Origin of the sequence: Natrinema sp. CGMCC1.2065 (genome assembly GCF_051225675.1) — an archaeon.
GTDB classification, from domain to species: domain Archaea; phylum Halobacteriota; class Halobacteria; order Halobacteriales; family Natrialbaceae; genus Natrinema; species Natrinema thermotolerans.
Window position 1 is genome coordinate 328,144 of the sequence record NZ_JBPJSJ010000001.1, and the last position, 16,817, is coordinate 344,960.

The following is a 16,817-nucleotide window of genomic DNA, read 5'->3' on the forward strand; positions in this document are numbered from 1 at the left end:
ATGAGCAAGGTACGGTCGAAATTCAAACATTGGAAGAAACTAACCTTCGCCCTCTTGGTAGGGGCACCGACCTTAGTTGGTTTAGTGTCCCTCGCTTGGGAGGGACAACTGCCTTCTTTGGTCGACTCCATTATTAACAGTATTGGGTTCCTCGATATTAGGAGCAGTAATCTGAGGTTCGTATTGACAACCGTTGCGACGGCACAAGCGAGCATCCTGGCGATCGTATTCTCAGTAACGTTCCTGAGCATTCAACTCGTCTCAACGAATTATACCCTCCGGACGCTTGGCCAATTCGACAGTAGCCATCTGTTCTCTGAAGCCTACCCCGTTCTCTTTTTGTCAATTCTTTATGACGTTACATTAATTGTCTTTCTCCCACAGACACTACTGATCGGCTATCTCTGGTTAGGGATCAGTGCGGGCATTTTGTTCCTCGCATCGATCGTCTCCCTCGGATTCGCAGTAAATCGGACGCTTGAACTGAGTACCCCCTCAGGCCTAGCGGCGTTCATCCGACAGGCAGCAAACCCCAGAAAGACATTCGCTATCACTAGCGATCGAAAACAAAACAACTGGGACGACACAAATCCCAACCAACGAGCGACGGACCCGCTTCACTCTTTGATAAATAGCGCCGTCCAGAACGACGAAACAAATACTGTGAAAGAGGTTCATGATACGTACAATGATATGATTGATGACCATTTCGACGTGGTCGACAAAGCCGGGGTAACCCGTCAAAGCGAGCAACAGCGAACGTGGTGTACGATACTAGGGCTGTCCAGTGAACCTGTAGCTAGACACGCCGTAATTGATCAGTTCAGTGCGGTTATTCAAAGTGAGTATGAACCGTTGTTGATTTCGTCGATTAATACCGGAAATGAGGCATGGGTGGATGACTTTTCCGATGACATTGCGACGATTGGTGAACGTTCTTTAGATAGGAAGTTGCCGGAAATTGCAGAAACCGCATTCGACACACTCAGATCAGTCAAGAATCCCGGTGATAGAGCTAATTTAACCATAGGTGAACAACGGTGTCTCTTCCAGGCGAGGACGAAATTATTGATCTCCTCCGTAAATCACGGCTACGATGACCTTGCGTTGAATTTCACCGAAACACTGAAAAAAGACTATGAAAACTTCAATTCAAACGCACAAGCAACCTCATTAGATCCTGATGAAATAGAGGAACGAAAGGCGATTTATCGTAATGGGATCAATGCTGTCTGTCAAGCGTTACTGACGTTGATTGAGCGTCGACAGTTCCCAGTGGGCCAACACACTCCAACTGCCGCGAATTTCAAGGCTGATGTCTCTAAGACTGATGGTCAATTCCTCTATCGAGAACTCATCGGTCTCCAACGTACGTTCCACCAGTTTATTATTGTTGATGAGGCTGACGAGTTAGATAAGCTTAAAAAACCGTTATTCGAGTCATGGATTGCTCTCTTTGAGACTGCTGATACAGTTGGCCGCCGTCATTTCATCATTGATAACATTCGTTATCTTGCGGCGCGCATGGTTTCAGACAACAACGAAACCTCACAGTCGGAAACTGCTTATACGACCTCAATAGAATTATTTGCTCGTATTTCAATGAGCATCGGGCTGGAGAAAGTGATGCAATTGCTCGCTGGCTGTAGTGAACTGGCCGATAACAGTGCGTTCGATACTAACGGTCCGATCAGGACTGACGCGCGTTCAAACCAGCTTGTCTCATTCTCTGCTGAATCCAGCTCACCTACCGAACTATTTGAGACGGCGCAAAACAGAATTCGAGCAGAGTATGAAGCACTTTACTGGAAAACGTACGGTCATGATACTGCTTGTGACGCATTCAGCAAGCATTGTAGTCGTATGTTGGGGGAGTCTGTAAGCCCCAAAACGAATCTTTCGAAGCGCACATTCTTGTGTGAAACCGACGACGGCCGATCGATTGTTGTAACACTCACAAGAGTTCTCTCAGAAGAAACGATCGAAGAAGTCTGTGAAGAGCTAGAAACCATCCACGAGTCAGTGCTGCACGAACGCCGAAATCTCGAATTCCGCATCCTCACCTGCACCAGACGAGAACCCCTCCCAGAGAACCTAGAAATGGAGTGTACTGTTGAGGAATGCCGTTTTTCAAACTTTATCAGCCAATATCAAGATCACCTCCTACAGACTCCTACGCAACTATAGTATTCCTGAGCATAGCGTTGCTGGTTAGAGCTTTCTCAGCTCCCTCAGATACTCCTGATAGTGTTGTTGGTACTCCGGGTACTTGCTATCAAGACTGGCTCTGAGGATTTCTTCATATTCATTTTTCTGTGGACCTCGAATATGACGGACTGCGACACAGTTCATGAGCAGCGGCCATGTTGTGTCCTCGAAGAACTCTTTCGTGAGTACGAACCGTGCTTTTGGATTTGTGACGGACTCTCCCGGATCGAGTACTGTTTCGAAGGCCAACTTTGAAATCTCCGTAGCTTCGTGTAACGTGTCCGCGAGCGATTTCCTCCACCGATCCTGGCGCTCTGCTGCCGATTCTTTGTCATCCTCGGCTTCCACCTGACCCGCTTCGGAATCACCACTGTCAGGTGTGTTCTGAGAGCTATCAGCCCCCTGCGCTGAGTCAACGACAATGACTGTATCGAGTAGGTCTGAGGCGACAGTCTGGAAGAATATTGTCGACAACTTAGACTCAATCCGCTCAAATTCGTCCAACATACTGATGCGATAGTGGCTTCCAGAGCCTGCGTCAACGTCAGCAAGCAGTGACCTGTTACCGTCGTCGGGAGCTGGTAGTTTCCGTGCAACGTCATCGAGGAGATTCTGTAACTCCAAGCCAGCGGTCATGAGCCGACGCCGTTCCTCAGGGAAATGATCCTCAAGCACGACGCATTGAAATTCGCGTTGCGCAATTGTAAGCTCGTGAGAGCGCTTGTGACTCGGCATATACTCACTCGCAGACCGGACGAGTGGATCGAAGAACGCTTCCAAAGCTCCTAATGATGGAGTGTGGGGTGAACGAGGACTTGGGGCATCACCCCCTCCTCGCCCTCTCATGTTGGGGCGATTCGAACGAACCCGCGACTGGGAGGGCATCAATGACTGATGAATGGTGGTTTCGAAAGCGACCTCGGCGTAGGAGTCCACATCAGGACCGAGCCTGTTCGTCGTCCCGCTACCCGATTGATGTGTAAAAAACTGAGCCCCTTCGGAGGTCCACGTATGGGTCAGGGGGAGTGAATACTCACGGGTTACTCTAAGGAGTAACGTTTGTAGCGTTTGTGGTGGGAAAGGAAAGCGATTTGCGTTTTTTCGATCGTAGGATCGTGAACTCTCAATGGCACGAGATAACCCTCGATGGAGATCTTCATAGATCTGACTCGCTCGCTTCGCAGCATTGTCTCCCCGACCAGTCCCGCGCGACATACCACACCTCTCAAACCCAAAACAAATAGACCTATCGTACTCTGCCAGATCTCCTCACTGGCTGTCAGGTAAGAATCTATACTAAGGGCAACGCAACTAGATGGCGGGTCGACGAACCGTTGTGAAATCAGAACACCGATTATGCGAAGTAACTCTTTGCATGATCGGTCCGCCGCTTTGATCCTCTCACGGAACAGGGAGACGTTCGAGCGTCAGCTAAACAGCTGACGCGCGTCGTCAATGGCGTCGACCAGTTTGTCGACTTCTTCTTTCGTGTTGTAGATGTAGAACGAGGCGCGAGCCGACGCGGCCACCCCGAGCTTGTCGTGTAGCGGCTGGGTACAGTGATCGCCGGCGCGGATCGCGACCGCGTGGTCGTTCATGATCGAGGCCAGGTCGTGGGCGTGGACGCTCTCCAAGTTGAACCCAACGAGGCCGCCGCGTTCGGGGCCGGGCTCGGGGCCGTAGATCTCGATGCCGGGCTCGGCGTCGAGCTGTTCGTAGGCGTAGCGGGCCAGTTCCTCCTCGTGGGCCTCGATGCGTTCCATGCCGATCTCCTCGAGGTAGTCGATGGCGGCCACGAGCCCGACGGCTTCCGCGATCTGTGGCGTGCCGGGTTCGAATTTCCAGGGGAGGTCGTCCCAGGTGGAGTCCTCGAAGGTGACCTTGCGGATCATGCCGCCGCCGTAGAGGTAGGGTTGCATGTCCTCGAGGATCGCTTTCTTGCCGTAGAGCGCGCCGATGCCGGTGGGGCCGGCCATCTTGTGACCGGAGAAGGCGTAGAAGTCGGCGTCGATCGCCGCGACGTCGACGGGGCGGTTGGGGACGGCCTGTGCGCCGTCGATGAAGGCCAGCGCGTCGTGGTCGTGGGCGATGTCGACCAGGTCGGACACGGGGTTGACCGTGCCGAGCGTGTTCGAGACGTGGACCGCCGAGACCATCGCGGTGTCGTCGGTGATGATCTCGCTCGCGTGGTCCATGTCGAGGCGGCCGTCCTCGTCGATCCGGATATACTTCACCTCGGCCCCGGTGCGCTTGCCGATCTGTTGCCACGTGACCAGCGAGGCGTGGTGTTCCATCTCGGTCAGCACGATCTCGTCGCCGGGGCCGAGTTCGTTCAGTCCCCACGAGTAGGCGACGAGGTTCTCGGCTTCGGTCGTGTTCTTCGTGAAGACGATCTCCTCGCGGCCGCCGCTGGCCCCGATGAACTCGGCGACGCGGTCGTGGGCCTCCTCGTAGGCGATCGAGGCCTCCTGGCTGAGGTGGTGGATGCCGCGGTGAACGTTGGCGTTGTACTCGCGGTAGTAGTCGCTCATCGCGTCGACGACCGGGTCCGGCGTCTGGGTCGTCGCCGCGTTGTCGAGGTAGACGAGTTGCTCGCCACTGAACTCCCGCTGGAGGATGGGGAACTCCTCCCGGATCGCCCCGACGTCGAGCGCCTCGAGGTTCTGTTGACTCATTGGCGACTAGCAGGGACCGCACGCAAAACACTCCTTCGGTCCAGCGGTGGCCGACGTTCCGGAATCGCGTCGAATCGGCCGCGTCGGTTCGGGGCCGCGATCGCCGGCCGGTCGGCTTCGGACGCGTGGGCGAAACGGACGGTGGGTGGGGAGGAAGGGGGTGGGGTGAGGCGGGGTTCGGGAGGTGACGGCAGGGGGGGAGTGGGGTCGGATCTGGTGGGTGCCCTGCCGCAGTGGGTACGTGGAGCGCCACGGGGATACGGCTACCTCCAAACGATTTTGGGACGCCGACGGCGCGAGTGACGAGCCCGGCTGCGGACCGACGGATGCGGGACCGGAGACGGCGAGCCACGGTGGCCGCGTGGTTCACTCCGTCGGCGGTTCGCTGAAGACCGACGGCTGGGTGCCGTCCAACACCAGCTCCGCGTACCGGGCGAACAGCCACGCGACGGCGTTGAGCAGATGGAGGATGACCAGTCCGACGAGGACGCCGACGGCCGAGACGACGAGCGCCGACGGCAGCGCGTCGACGTACACCGACACCAGTTCGCCGTCGGTGATCGACAGCGGGATCGGCGAGGTCAGGTCGATGGCCCAGTCCTCGTGCTGGTAGGTGAGTTCGGGGACGATCTCGATCGGGTCGCCGATGTGGATCCCGACCAGCTGGTTCCGGTAGTGAAGCGGTGCGGCGACGAGGACGTACGTGAACGCAAACCCCATGATGACCGCGATAAACGAGCAGAGTCCGAACACGAACTTGCTGAACAGGTAGCCGACTCCCTTCCACGTCCCTCGATCGAAGACGAGCCGGCGGGCCCGCTCGCGGATGGTGCTGGCCGGCTCGCCGGTCCGGACGTCCGCACCGAGCAACCGCGTCGCCAGCAGCCGCTCGAGGGCGGTCAGTTCGATCGACGCGAACAGGACGCCGGCCACGAGCGGGCCGCCGATACACACCAGGACCAACGAGAGCGGAATCCCGGCGATAAGCAACGCGATCGGCTCCGTCATGGCCATATCGACGACCGCGAACCCGAGCCCGATCGGGATCGCCGCGCCGGTCACGAGGACGGTGAAGTAGCCGATCCCGAGCGGGAACGACAGCAGCAGGTACGCGATGTTGGCGTAGGTCCGCTTGCGGGCGACGACGCCGAAGAACCAGCGGCTCCAGGCGCGGACGCGGTCGAATACGGTTCCGACTGTCGTACGTGCTGAAGTCATGGGTGTGGATGTCATGTCGAATCGGGCCTCCTGAACGAGCGAACGATCGCGAGCAGTCCGAGCAGGTGCGAGACGGTGACGACCAGCAACACCGTCGCGTCGGTCGCGTCGGTGCCCCAGTCGACCGCGTACGACGAGACGAACGGTACGACCGTGAGGAGGGCGATGCCGACGGCCAGAAACAGCATCGGCCGACTGTCGTTTCGCGCGTACCCCCGATAGGCCGTCCACGCCACGACCGTTCCGAGCGCGGCGCTTGTCAGCCCCGTCAGGAAGATCGTCGTCGCCTCGTCGAGCCCGAAGACGGTCGTCTCGAGCGCGGCCGTCGCGAGCCCGGGCCCGGTCATCGGCCCCACCTCGCGCTCGCTCGAGCGGGTCGGCCGCTATCGGTCACGGCCGCCCGTAGACGGTATAGAGGATCGCGACCAGGCCCGCGATCTCGCTGCTCGTCGCGAGGACGGACGTCGTCACCGACGACGCACCGAGTACCGTCGGTAACAGGAACCGAAGGACCGTCGGCACCGCGGCCAGCAGCGTGATCCCGAGCGCGAGCCACAGCAGGGGCTTCCGGCGGACGTCCCGGTAGCCGTCGTAGGACCGCTTTGCGATCCAGCACGCGACCACGAACGCCGTCGCCTGCCCGAGGAAGACGGCGACGGCGATCGCCGTCGTCCCGCCTTCGCTTTCGACCGTTTGTAGTAGTGGTCCGAACATGACGCTCACAGGTCTTCGAACAGTCTGGTAAACCGGTCGGCGGGATCCTCGTCGCGGCGGTACACGTCCATCTCCATCGAGCCCTCGGCGATCTCGATCGCCACGCGCTCGAGTCGCGTGCTGTAGGTCTTGTAGTGGTGTCCATCGGGATCGAGTTCCTGATACTCGTCGAGGAACCCCTGGTCCGCGAGCCGCTCGATCCGCCGGTAGATCGTCGGCGGCGAAGCGTCGCAGCGTTCGGTGAGGCGGTCGACGGACATCGGTTCCTCGCTGGCCGCGATGAGGATGCGACGCGCGTACTCGTCGTCGAGTAAGGCGAGTACTTCCTCGTCCTCATCGTCGGTCATTCGATCGTTCGTATGACAGGACGATATAAAAGACCCCACAGTTTCCGGCCGTGAAACCGTGGTTCCAGCACTATACACGTGTCCGCCGTAGCCTCGCTCGAGATGGTTGCCATCGAAACGACCGGTCTGACCAAGGAGTACGGCGATCTCACCGCCGTCGACGACCTGGATCTGACCGTCGACGACGGCGAGGTGTTCGGCTTCCTCGGCCCCAACGGCGCGGGGAAATCGACGACGATCAACATGCTACTCGATTTCGCGCGGCCGACCGCGGGGTCGGCGACGGTGCTGGGCTACGACGCCCAGGCCGAGGCCGACGCGATCAGCCCCCGCGTCGGCGTCCTCCCCGAGGGGTTCGACGTCTACCCCCGGCTGTCCGGCCGCCGCCATATCGAGTTCGCCGCCAAGACGAAGGGGGCCGACGACGACCCCGACGACCTCCTCGAGCGGGTCGGGCTCGATCCCGCGGACGCCGAGCGGCCGGCCGGCGACTACTCGAAGGGGATGCGCCAGCGGCTCGCGACCGGCATGGCACTGGTCGGCGACCCCGACCTGCTGATCATGGACGAGCCCTCGACCGGGCTCGATCCCCACGGCATCCGCGAGATGCAGGACCTCGTCCGTCGCGAGGCCGAGCGCGGGACGACGGTCTTCTTCTCGAGTCACATCCTCGAACACGTCGAGGCGGTCTGTGACCGCGTCGGCGTGTTGAACGAGGGCGAACTCGTCGCCGTCGACACGATCGCGGGGCTACGCGAGGAACTCGGTGGCGGCGCGACGCTGACGCTGACGCTGGGCGATCGGAGCGCGGCCGACGCCCGCGACCTCCTCCGCGACCGGTCCGGGATCACCGACGTGACCGCGTCCGGGCGCACCCTCGAGTGCACGGTCACCGATCCGGCCGCGAAGGCCGACGCTGTGACCGCCGTCGCCGGCGCGGGCGCGACGATCGACGACGTGCGGATCGAGGAGGTCTCCCTCGAGTCGCTGTTCACCGCCCTGACGAACGGCGACGCGGCCGAGAACGAGGGGATAACGGGGACGGCCGAGGCGGACGCGACCGCGGTCGAACCGGAGGTGACCCGATGACCTCGCACATTCCGACCGTCGCCCGCAAGGAGTTCGACGACGCCGGCCGGTCGAAGCTCCTCTGGTCGCTGATCGGGCTGCTCGTCGGGCTGGTCGCGATCGGCTACACCGCGATCTGGTACACGACCGACGACGTGACCGCGGCCGAGGTTCTGAACTTCCTCGGGCTCCCGCTGCAGGTGATCATTCCGGTCGCCGCGCTGATCGCCGGCTACATGGCCGTCGTCGGCGAGCGCCGATCGGGCAGCATCAAGCTCCTGCTCGGCCTGCCGCCGAACCGGACCGACGTCGTCTTCGGCAAGCTGCTGGGCCGCACGGCGGTCGTCGGGGTGGCGGTCGGCCTCGCGTTCCTCGCCTCGCTCGTCCTCGGTGCCGTCTTCTTCCGCTCGGTGCCGTTCGTCGACTGGCTGGGTTTCGCCGCCGTCTCCCTGCTGTTCGGGACGACCTTCGTCGGACTGGCCGTCGGTGTCTCCGCGGCCGTCTCCTCGCGTGGCAAGTCGATGGCCGTCGTCGTCGGGTGCTACATGGTGTTCGTCGCGCTCTGGGAACTGCTCACTGCCGGGCCGTACTACCTCCTCTACGACGAGGGGCCGCCGATCGAGGCCAAGACGTGGTATCTCCTCCTCGAGCAGTTCAATCCCATCTTCTCGTACACCAATCTGGCCAGCAGCGTCGTCGAGGGGACGATCTACCCCTTCCAGTTCCAGTACGGCCTGCAGTCGATGGAGGCCTATCAGATGACCCCTGCCGAGCGGTTCCCGGGCGACGCACCGTTCTATCTGCAGGACTGGTTCGGCGTCGTCGTCATGCTCGCCTGGCTGGCCGTGCCCGTCGCGATCGGCTACTACCGGTTCAAGCGAACCGATCTCTGAACGCTCGAGCTGCGGCGGCCACCGGGCCGGTGTCCGTAGCCGGTTAGGATCGCATGCGGAGCCCGAGATAGTACGCGATACCGGCTGCGGCCCCGGTAACGACGACTTCGGCGATGCTCGCTCCGAGGTTGCGCCCGATAGCGAGAGGGAACCCGAGCAACAACAGCGCCGCCCCGACTGCAACGACGAGCGCCGCGATCTCGATCGAGACTTCACCGCCGAACCCGGTCCTGACGCTTTCCATACCTCAGCCATCGTTTCACAACGAGTTAATACTTTCTCGCTAACAAGACGGTGCGGGCCAGACCGATCGACATATCGGTGTCTTCAAACTGTTTTGGTGCCGGTTCGGCGGCCGCTCTTCGAGGAAGTCTCGCAAATTCCCGCTGCAGAAAACCCGATAGTCGCGTTCGCTTCGGTCGTTCGAATAACCCCAGCGAATATTTCTTCGCACTCTGCACAAAATATATGTGCGTACTGGGAATATGAGTCACTATGGGTTCCCAGTCCGACACCGATGCAGGCACTGACGACGAGGAGAACGAAAAGAACGAACTGCTCGATCGCCTGCTGAGTTTCTTCGCGACGTTCCTCCCGTAAGTCGCCGAAAGGTCGGTCCGTGGGATGCCCCTCGCAAACAGTGGCCGTCGGACCGAGTTCGCCGTACTGGAACGCGGTGATCATCAGCCAGACTGACCGAAGACGGATCGACTATGTCGCTCTGAGTCCCGGATCCCAAATCACGAGTTCACCAGTACAGCGTGGACGGAAACAGAAATACTCCACCGCACCACCGTCCAGAGGATACCGTAACGGACCGGCGTTTGAACTGCAGTTTCCAATGGCATCTGACGTCAATCACTTACACCCGTTAAGTGCAGTGCGAATCGCGTTCCGGAGGGGATTCCTCGGATTCTCGGCACCGATTTTCTTCGGTATGATTGCGGCCAGCATCTTCCCGATCGATCTGATCTGGGCACTTCGTCTCAGTCCCATCGGATTCATCGCTGGTGTCTGTTACGGTCTCACGTACTATTACCGATTCACCTATGAGATCACGCCAGACACGTTCGACATCACCTCCGGTGTCTTCGCCCGGCGTTCCCGCGAGATCCCGTATCGGCGGATTCAGAACGTCGATGTGTCACAACGTATCGCCCAGCGACTGCTCGGATTGGCCGTCGTCTCGATCGAGACGGCCGGCGACAGCGACACCGAAGCGATGCTGGATTTCGTCGGCGAGGACGAAGCCGATCGGATTCGGAGGGAGATACGCCGCCGGACGGTCGCCGCTGACACAACCGATGATGCCGACAGAGCAGCTACAACGGAGTCAAGCAGTGGTGCGGGTTCCGGCGACACCGGCCACGAGGAACCCGCTCGAACGGATCGCGAACCGACGCTGTTGTTCGAACTGAAACACCGCGAACTACTGCTGTACGCCGTTTCCTCGTTCCGATGGGACACCGTACTCTTTCCGCTCCTGCTATTTCTCTGGATAACTGACGGCGATCTTCGATCCGCGCTGTTGCCGCAGTTCATGTTTGAGATCGCCCGTCCCTTCGGCGGGCCTGTATCGCTCGAGGGTGCTGCGGGCAGTTCTCTCGTCGTGTTACTCGTGATCGCCGCGATCCAATGGGTACTCCTCACGTATCTCGCCAGTATCCTCTACAAGATCGGCACCTACTACGGGCTCTACCTCGGTCGACAGGGCTCTGATCTTGTCTATGAACGAGGTCTGGGTCGACGGTACAGCGGATCGGTCCCGTTCGATAAAGTCCAGTCCGTAACGGTGACCGACAATCCCCTGCAACGATTCGTCGGCTACGCCGGACTGTGGGTCGAAACTGCTGGGTACGGACCCAGAAGCGGCGGCAGTAGTCAATCGGTCGTTCCCCTCGCCGACGCATCTCGCGTCTTCCGCTTCGGGGAATCGCTTACCAGTATCGACCGACCGCAGTTTCGGCGTCCACCGACGACCGCTCGACGCCGATATCTCGTCCGCTACTCGCTCGTGGCTGCCGGTGTAGTCGGTACTGCCTTCGCTATCACCCGGTTCTCTACCATCGAGCGGTGGCAGTATACCGTTCTCACCTTCGCGGTCGTTCCGTTGGCTGCCCATCTGAAATACGTCCATTTGGGGTACGTCGTCGGCGACGAGTGCCTCGTTATCCGACGCGGGTTCTGGCGGCGCCGGACGACCATCGTTCCCTACTACCGAATCCAGACCGTCTCGACGCGTCAATCGATCTTCCAACGCCGGCTCGGACTCGCCTCTCTCGTCGTGGACACAGCCAGTTCACGGACGTTCGCCTGGAGAACGCCTGTGATCTACGATATTGACCTACAGGCGGCTCGAGAAATTCATCGCACCAGTCGGGGGAACCTACAGCGGTCGCTCCGGGACCGCGCACAAAACAATCAATTTCCCGACGGGATTGCGTGAGTTCGCTGGCGTTCGTCCGGATATTCGAAAGAAGTTCCGAGTCAGGCGGAGCGGTCCGAGTCGCGTGGACCGCTTCGAAGACGATGTGCGTTCGTGTCGCCCTCAGAAGTACGGGATATCGACGTCGATGATATCACCGTCAGCGTCTGGTCCACAGACACCGAGCCCGGACGATTTACAGAGGGTAGCTGCAACGTCGTCACCGCAACCGCTTGCTCTCTCAGCGACCCAACAGACTCCTTTTACGAACGCGACGCAGCCCACCGGTCCGACGACCGTGATCCCGAGCAGTCCACAGAGGAATCCGCCGAACGCCCCGCACACGTTCCGACAGATCAGCTTCGAAGCGTAGTAACAACCACTACACGAATTGATGTTCAATTCGTCGGGGAGATCAGGTAACGACTGCGCCGGCGTGACGGCATTAGCTCGTTGCAGGTCGTTCGTGAACTGCCGGACCGACGCCTCGTCGGGTCGAATCTCACGCTTTTCGATTGTCGGCTCAGTACTGGCCGCGGAACTGAGGCCCGTTTCCGACGGATAGTCGCTCACGGACAGTTCGTATCGGTCTACTTTTTCAAGGAGTCCGTCGTCGTAATAGTACTCGACATCAAACTGCGCGAACTCAATCTCGTGCGTGTCCAGGTTCCGGCCGATAATGATCCCAGCACGAGCGTCCGACTCGACGTCTTCGAGTTCATACGCGACGACCTCACGGCGCAGTGTATCGGCCTCAACTCGACCCGCATCGATAGCGTCGGCCTCAAACTCGAACTCGTAACCCAGCTCGGTTGCCGTCTCGAGCAGATCGGCGAACGCCCGAGTTTCTTTGATTTCGCCAGCGACCCTAAGCTTTTCCCGACCTTCGAGAATCGTGATCGGATCTGACGACGTACCGTCGGCTGCTGCAACAGATACCGACATCGATGCCCCGATTCCGACCAGCCCGGCACTGCTAAGTCCTTTTAGCACGTTGCGCCTGTCTATTTTGCTGTCTTCATCGGGCATCCATCTAGTATATAAAGATTAGAAATTAAGAATTTTTCTAACGATCATAGATATGTATGAAGAATGTTACTGGTTGGTGGTGTGGTAAATATTTGACATGCTATTTCCGACCTCGGAATGAATACACCGTCTACGATGGTTTGAGCGGTCTAATAGGCCGATATGAGAATACCGCAGCGGAAGCCGCGGGAGGGAGTGAACGCTCGGTAACTTAGGGGATTGATTATTAGTCTGATAAGAGGGCCGTGATATTACTGAACTGGTGGTCGTGAAAGCGGGTCACGAAGAGAGGTTCTGCCGCCTCGCTGCTACGCAAACGCGTCGACTCATGAGGTTCGAAAACGGCATGTCGCAGGATTCTGTCGTCCGTTTCCGCTCCGTATTTCGCGTACACCGTCGTGTCTCAATCCATTCTCCTCGTCGCTTTCGGGGCGTAAACGGTCAGAATTCCTCCCGTGAAAACCCGTTTCGTCTCTCGAAAAACGGGGTCTTCGAGCCGTCCCCGGGTTCAAATCGATTGGTGTCCGCTCGATCGGATTGCTTCCACTGTCTTTGAACGCCGCCCGCGAGCGCTACATCCACAGCAGTTGCGCGTGCAGCGTCGCCCCGACCTCGAGGACGTTCGCCTCGTCAATGAAGCCCTCCTCGACGGCGAGTTCGACGGCGCGGGTGCCGACGATGTTGGCCACGTCGGCCTGCGCGAGGCTCTCGACGACCGCGCGCTCCTCGACCGCGTCGCCGCCGTAGAACTCCTCGGTGACGGTCAGCGAGAGGTCGCCCTCCTCGAAGGTCTCGCCCAGCACGTCCTCGTCGCAGACCGAAACCAGCAGCCCCTCCTGAGTGTCGCGCTCGTTGACGATCATCCGATCACTCGAGTTCCCACTCGCGGTCCTCGTCCTCGTCGCCGGTGTCGAGGTCGCCCAGGCCCAGGTCCTCGAGCCCGATGTCGCCCTGCTGGGGACGGGACTGCCGGCCGGTTCCCAGTCCGGGCTGGCCGCCGGCGCCCGGTCCGGCACCCATGCCGCCGGCCCCGCCGGGGCCGCCCTGGCCCCCGCCGAGGGTCTCCTTGCGGTCGTCCATCATCTCCTGTTCGGCCCGCTCGCGCATCTCGTTCGCCTCCTCGGCGATCTCCTCGGCCTGATCGAACTCGCCGAGTTCCTCGAGGATCTCGGCCTTCTCCTCTAAGACCTTCGCGTTGCGCAGGCCCAGCCGGATCGCGTTGTCGATGCAGTGGAGCGCCTCCTCGGAGAGGCCGCGCTCCGAGAGGAAGAACGCGCGGTTGAACCAGCCGGCGGCGAAGCGCTCGTCGATCTCGATGGCGCGTTCGGCGTGTTCGAGCGCCTCGGTGGTCTCGCCGAACTCCCAGAGCGCGTAGGCGAGGTTCGTCTCGGCGGTGGCGGCGTGTTCGCTCTCGTCGTCGATCCGCAGCGCCTCGCGGTGGGCCCCGATCGCCTCGTCGTACTCCTCGAGTTCGGCGTGGGCGACGCCCTTGTTGACCCAGGCCTCCTGCTCGAGACGGTCGTCCTCGGCGTAGCGGGCGGTCCGCTCGAAGGCCTCGGTGGCCTGCTCGTAACGGTTGATCTGCATGTAGTTCAGGCCGACGTCGAGCAGTTCGGTGGCGTCGACCTCGTCCGAATCGATGTTGTGTTTGTCCAGCGTGTCGGTGACGACGCGGGAGTCGACGGGATCGACCTTCGAGGGGTCGACGCCGAGTTCCGGCGGATCCAGATCGAACTCCTCGTAGGGATCGCCGAAGCCCTCGCCCTCGGAGAACTGATGGTCGCGATCGTCGTCTCGATCAGTCATTAGCAGGAATTGGCGACGGCGACTGTTAAGGGCTGCGACCCGGGTAGCGACGGGGCTCGAGGGATCAGATCCGCTCGCCGAGCCGCCTGGTCACGCCCCGCAGCGACTGGGTCACCGCGGCCGGATGGGGGAGCCCGAGCCGGTACCGGACCCGGTCCTGGCGCTTGAACGGTTCGAACACGCCGGGCTCCTCGAGGTCCCAGATCCGCGCCCGCGAGCAGCGGGCACCGCGTCGGTCGAGGACGGCGTTTGCCGCCCGTCGGCCGGCCTCGTTGGCCGACTCCATCGAGGCCAGATCCGAGTTCGTCCGCACGTAGTCGCTGGCCAGCGCGAGGTTTCGGACGCCGACGTCGGCCGGCGGCCGGTTCCGGAGCGAGCCGACGGTGTTGATGAGGAGTGGCGAGCGGTTCTCGACGCCGCCGTCCGCGCGTTGCGTCGGAGACGCAACGCTCTCGACGATCGACGGATCGAGGAACCAGTCGACGAGATGGTCGTCCCGCAGTCGCTCGTTGGGACCGTTCAGATGCGCTTTCAGCTGCGCCCAGATCTCCTCGGCGATCTCCTCGCGGGTACACTCCCGGGCCGGCTTCTGGTGGACGATTCCCGGCGTGTCCCAGTCGGAGGCGATCACCGACAGGACGCCCTCGACCCCGTCGGGACCGCGCCCCTCGAGGTCGTAGTCGGTCCAGAACTGCCGCTGTGAGATCGAGGTCAGCGCCCACGGGGCGTCCGCGTAGACCTGATGCCCCCGCGTCAGCTCGATGTCCGTCGAGAGGTAGAACTGAATCCCGTTCATCCAGGCCGTCTCGAGGCGTTCGATCCGCCCCAGCTCCGGTGCGGCCCGGCGCAGTTGGGGCGTGACGAACTCGGGAGCGACCTCGACCGGCACCGCCAGTACGTAGTCGTCGGCCGCGACCGTCTCACCGCCCGCCAGCGTGGCGCCCGTGACCCGGTGGCCGTCGAACTCGAGGGCTCGAACGGGCGTCTCCGGCCGGAAATCGACGCCCAGCGACTCGAGGTGGCGGAGCCAGGGGTCGATCCAGGCCTCGTTGGTCGGTGCGTTCAGGATCCGCTCGGTCGGCGCGGTCGGGTCGATCTGGCCGAACAGCAACTGCAGGTAGATCGTCCCGACGGTCCGGGCGCTGCCGACCTGCGGTCGGAGCGCGACCAGCGCCTGCGTGGCGTAGGCGAGTCGGTCCCGGAACTCCGGCGAGCGGTTCTCCGCGTCGATGAACTCCCACCACGAGACGTCGTCGAGTTCCTCCTCGCGTCGCTGCTGACAGGCCGTCAGCAGGTAGAGCAGTCGCTCGAGGAGGTATCGAACGTCCTCACGGGGCAGGTCCTCGGCGAAGGCCGGGCGCAGCGCCGCGAGCCAGCCACGGACCGAGTCGGGCGTCTTCGTCTCGGCGGTCCGTTCCTGACCGTCGGTACTCGCGATCAGGGTCGCTTCGGTCTCGACGAGGTTGTCCGCGACGACCCCGTCGCCGTCGGGGATCCGCTCCATCGTCTCGATGACGTGCCGGTAGAACGCCGGAAAGAACCGGAAGCCGTGTTCGCCGTGTAACGCGTCCGGCTCGTCCGTGATCGGCATCGAGCGCGCTTTGCCGCCGAAGCGATCGTTGGCCTCGAAGACAGTCACCTCGAGTCCCCGCTCGGCGAGTTCGTGGGCCGCGGTGAGGCCGCCGATCCCGCCGCCGAGGACGGCTACGTCGGTCATTACCCTCTCTGGGGTCCCAGCCGTCATAACGCGACCCCCTAACTACGAACTGCCCGGGGCGGACGCCGCCGGTTCGGGTACCCGTCACGCTTGAGTGGCCCGCCGACGAGGCTCCGCGTATGCGACTGTTCGCCAGCGTCGACCTCCCCAACGACCTCGCTGAGCCGGTCGCCGATCTCCAAGACGAGTTCGCGGACGCGAGCGGCCTCGAGTTCACCGACCCGGCACAGGCCCACGTCACGATGAAGTTCCTCGGTGACGTGGACGAGGACCGACTGCCGGCCCTCGAGCGGGCACTCGGGGCGGCGGTTGCCGACGCCGCCGTCGACCCCTTCACGGTTCGCTACGGCGGGCTGGGTGTCTTCCCGAGCCTCGAGTACATCAGCGTCGTCTGGCTGGGCGTCGCGGACGGCGGCGAGGAGCTGACCCGGCTGCACGAGGCCATCGAGGACCGAACGACGGCGATGGGGTTCGATCCCGACGACCACGACTTTACGCCACACGTCACGCTCGCCCGGATGACGCACGCCGGCGGGAAGGAACTGGTCCAAGAACTCGTTGAGGAGCGCGAGCCGGCGATCGGCGAGGCCCGCGTCGACGAGGTCCGACTCACCGAGAGTACCCTCACCGACGAGGGGCCGGTCTATTCGACCGTGGCGTCGTTCCCGCTCGAGTGACTGTCGGGGACGGACCGGCCTCGCCGTACGTGACGCCCGT

Annotated in this window: 16 protein-coding genes; 5 read left to right on the top strand and 11 right to left on the bottom strand. The window is 61.4% G+C overall.

Going from position 1 to position 16,817, the window contains the following annotated elements; all coding sequences use genetic code 11:
- Window positions 1-2,187 (top strand): hypothetical protein, encoded by a 2,187-nt coding sequence (locus ACSBP4_RS01630; protein ID WP_435551187.1) that lies wholly within the window; start codon window positions 1-3, stop codon window positions 2,185-2,187.
- A 24-nt stretch (window positions 2,188-2,211) separates the two neighbouring features.
- Here ACSBP4_RS01630 and ACSBP4_RS01635 read toward each other — a convergent pair whose 3' ends face one another.
- The 6 genes from ACSBP4_RS01635 to ACSBP4_RS01660 form a co-directional block, all read right to left on the bottom strand.
- A complete protein-coding gene (locus tag ACSBP4_RS01635) occupies window positions 2,212-2,883 on the bottom strand; it encodes a hypothetical protein (RefSeq protein WP_435551188.1) in 672 nt (223 codons plus the stop codon).
- 752 nt (window positions 2,884-3,635) lie between these two features.
- Complete coding sequence (locus ACSBP4_RS01640; RefSeq protein ID WP_435551189.1) at window positions 3,636-4,883, bottom strand: aminotransferase class V-fold PLP-dependent enzyme; 1,248 nt, start codon at window positions 4,881-4,883, stop codon at window positions 3,636-3,638.
- A gap of 366 nt (window positions 4,884-5,249) precedes the next feature.
- Window positions 5,250-6,101: a sensor domain-containing protein gene (locus tag ACSBP4_RS01645; protein WP_435551190.1), complete on the bottom strand. Its 852-nt coding sequence runs from the start codon at window positions 6,099-6,101 to the stop codon at window positions 5,250-5,252.
- A gap of 11 nt (window positions 6,102-6,112) precedes the next feature.
- Window positions 6,113-6,448: a DUF7521 family protein gene (locus ACSBP4_RS01650; protein ID WP_049965352.1), complete on the bottom strand. Its 336-nt coding sequence runs from the start codon at window positions 6,446-6,448 to the stop codon at window positions 6,113-6,115.
- A 43-nt stretch (window positions 6,449-6,491) separates the two neighbouring features.
- Window positions 6,492-6,815, bottom strand: a complete 324-nt coding sequence (locus ACSBP4_RS01655; protein ID WP_049965353.1) for a hypothetical protein — start codon at window positions 6,813-6,815, stop codon at window positions 6,492-6,494.
- A 5-nt stretch (window positions 6,816-6,820) separates the two neighbouring features.
- Entirely contained in the window at window positions 6,821-7,162 is a 342-nt protein-coding gene (locus ACSBP4_RS01660) for an ArsR/SmtB family transcription factor (RefSeq protein WP_066299244.1), read from the bottom strand.
- 102 nt (window positions 7,163-7,264) lie between these two features.
- Here ACSBP4_RS01660 and ACSBP4_RS01665 point away from each other — a divergent pair, with 102 nt between their 5' ends.
- A complete protein-coding gene (locus tag ACSBP4_RS01665) occupies window positions 7,265-8,251 on the top strand; it encodes an ABC transporter ATP-binding protein (protein ID WP_435551191.1) in 987 nt (328 codons plus the stop codon).
- Window positions 8,248-9,123 (top strand): ABC transporter permease, encoded by an 876-nt coding sequence (locus ACSBP4_RS01670; RefSeq protein WP_435551192.1) that lies wholly within the window; start codon window positions 8,248-8,250, stop codon window positions 9,121-9,123. The genes ACSBP4_RS01665 and ACSBP4_RS01670 overlap by 4 nt, the downstream gene beginning before the upstream one ends.
- Before the next feature lie 43 nt (window positions 9,124-9,166).
- On the opposite strand, the gene ACSBP4_RS01675 is transcribed toward ACSBP4_RS01670, so the two are convergent.
- Window positions 9,167-9,367, bottom strand: coding sequence for a hypothetical protein (locus tag ACSBP4_RS01675; RefSeq protein ID WP_435551193.1), 201 nt, complete (start codon window positions 9,365-9,367; stop codon window positions 9,167-9,169).
- A gap of 597 nt (window positions 9,368-9,964) precedes the next feature.
- Here ACSBP4_RS01675 and ACSBP4_RS01680 point away from each other — a divergent pair.
- Window positions 9,965-11,569, top strand: a complete 1,605-nt coding sequence (locus ACSBP4_RS01680; protein ID WP_435551194.1) for a PH domain-containing protein — start codon at window positions 9,965-9,967, stop codon at window positions 11,567-11,569.
- A 102-nt stretch (window positions 11,570-11,671) separates the two neighbouring features.
- On the opposite strand, the gene ACSBP4_RS01685 is transcribed toward ACSBP4_RS01680, so the two are convergent.
- From ACSBP4_RS01685 to ACSBP4_RS01700, 4 genes are all read right to left on the bottom strand, one after another.
- Window positions 11,672-12,577: a halocin C8-like domain-containing protein gene (locus ACSBP4_RS01685; protein WP_435551195.1), complete on the bottom strand. Its 906-nt coding sequence runs from the start codon at window positions 12,575-12,577 to the stop codon at window positions 11,672-11,674.
- Window positions 12,578-13,149: 572 nt separating this feature from the next.
- Window positions 13,150-13,440 (bottom strand): DUF424 domain-containing protein, encoded by a 291-nt coding sequence (locus tag ACSBP4_RS01690; protein ID WP_435551196.1) that lies wholly within the window; start codon window positions 13,438-13,440, stop codon window positions 13,150-13,152.
- A gap of 4 nt (window positions 13,441-13,444) precedes the next feature.
- Window positions 13,445-14,383, bottom strand: coding sequence for a tetratricopeptide repeat protein (locus ACSBP4_RS01695; RefSeq protein ID WP_049965357.1), 939 nt, complete (start codon window positions 14,381-14,383; stop codon window positions 13,445-13,447).
- Between the two features lie 64 nt (window positions 14,384-14,447).
- Window positions 14,448-16,100, bottom strand: a complete 1,653-nt coding sequence (locus ACSBP4_RS01700) for a hydroxysqualene dehydroxylase (protein WP_435551197.1) — start codon at window positions 16,098-16,100, stop codon at window positions 14,448-14,450.
- A 119-nt stretch (window positions 16,101-16,219) separates the two neighbouring features.
- Between ACSBP4_RS01700 and thpR the strand changes: the two genes are divergently transcribed.
- A complete protein-coding gene (thpR, locus tag ACSBP4_RS01705) occupies window positions 16,220-16,777 on the top strand; it encodes an RNA 2',3'-cyclic phosphodiesterase (RefSeq protein ID WP_435551198.1) in 558 nt (185 codons plus the stop codon).
- Window positions 16,778-16,817: the final 40 nt, after the last annotated feature.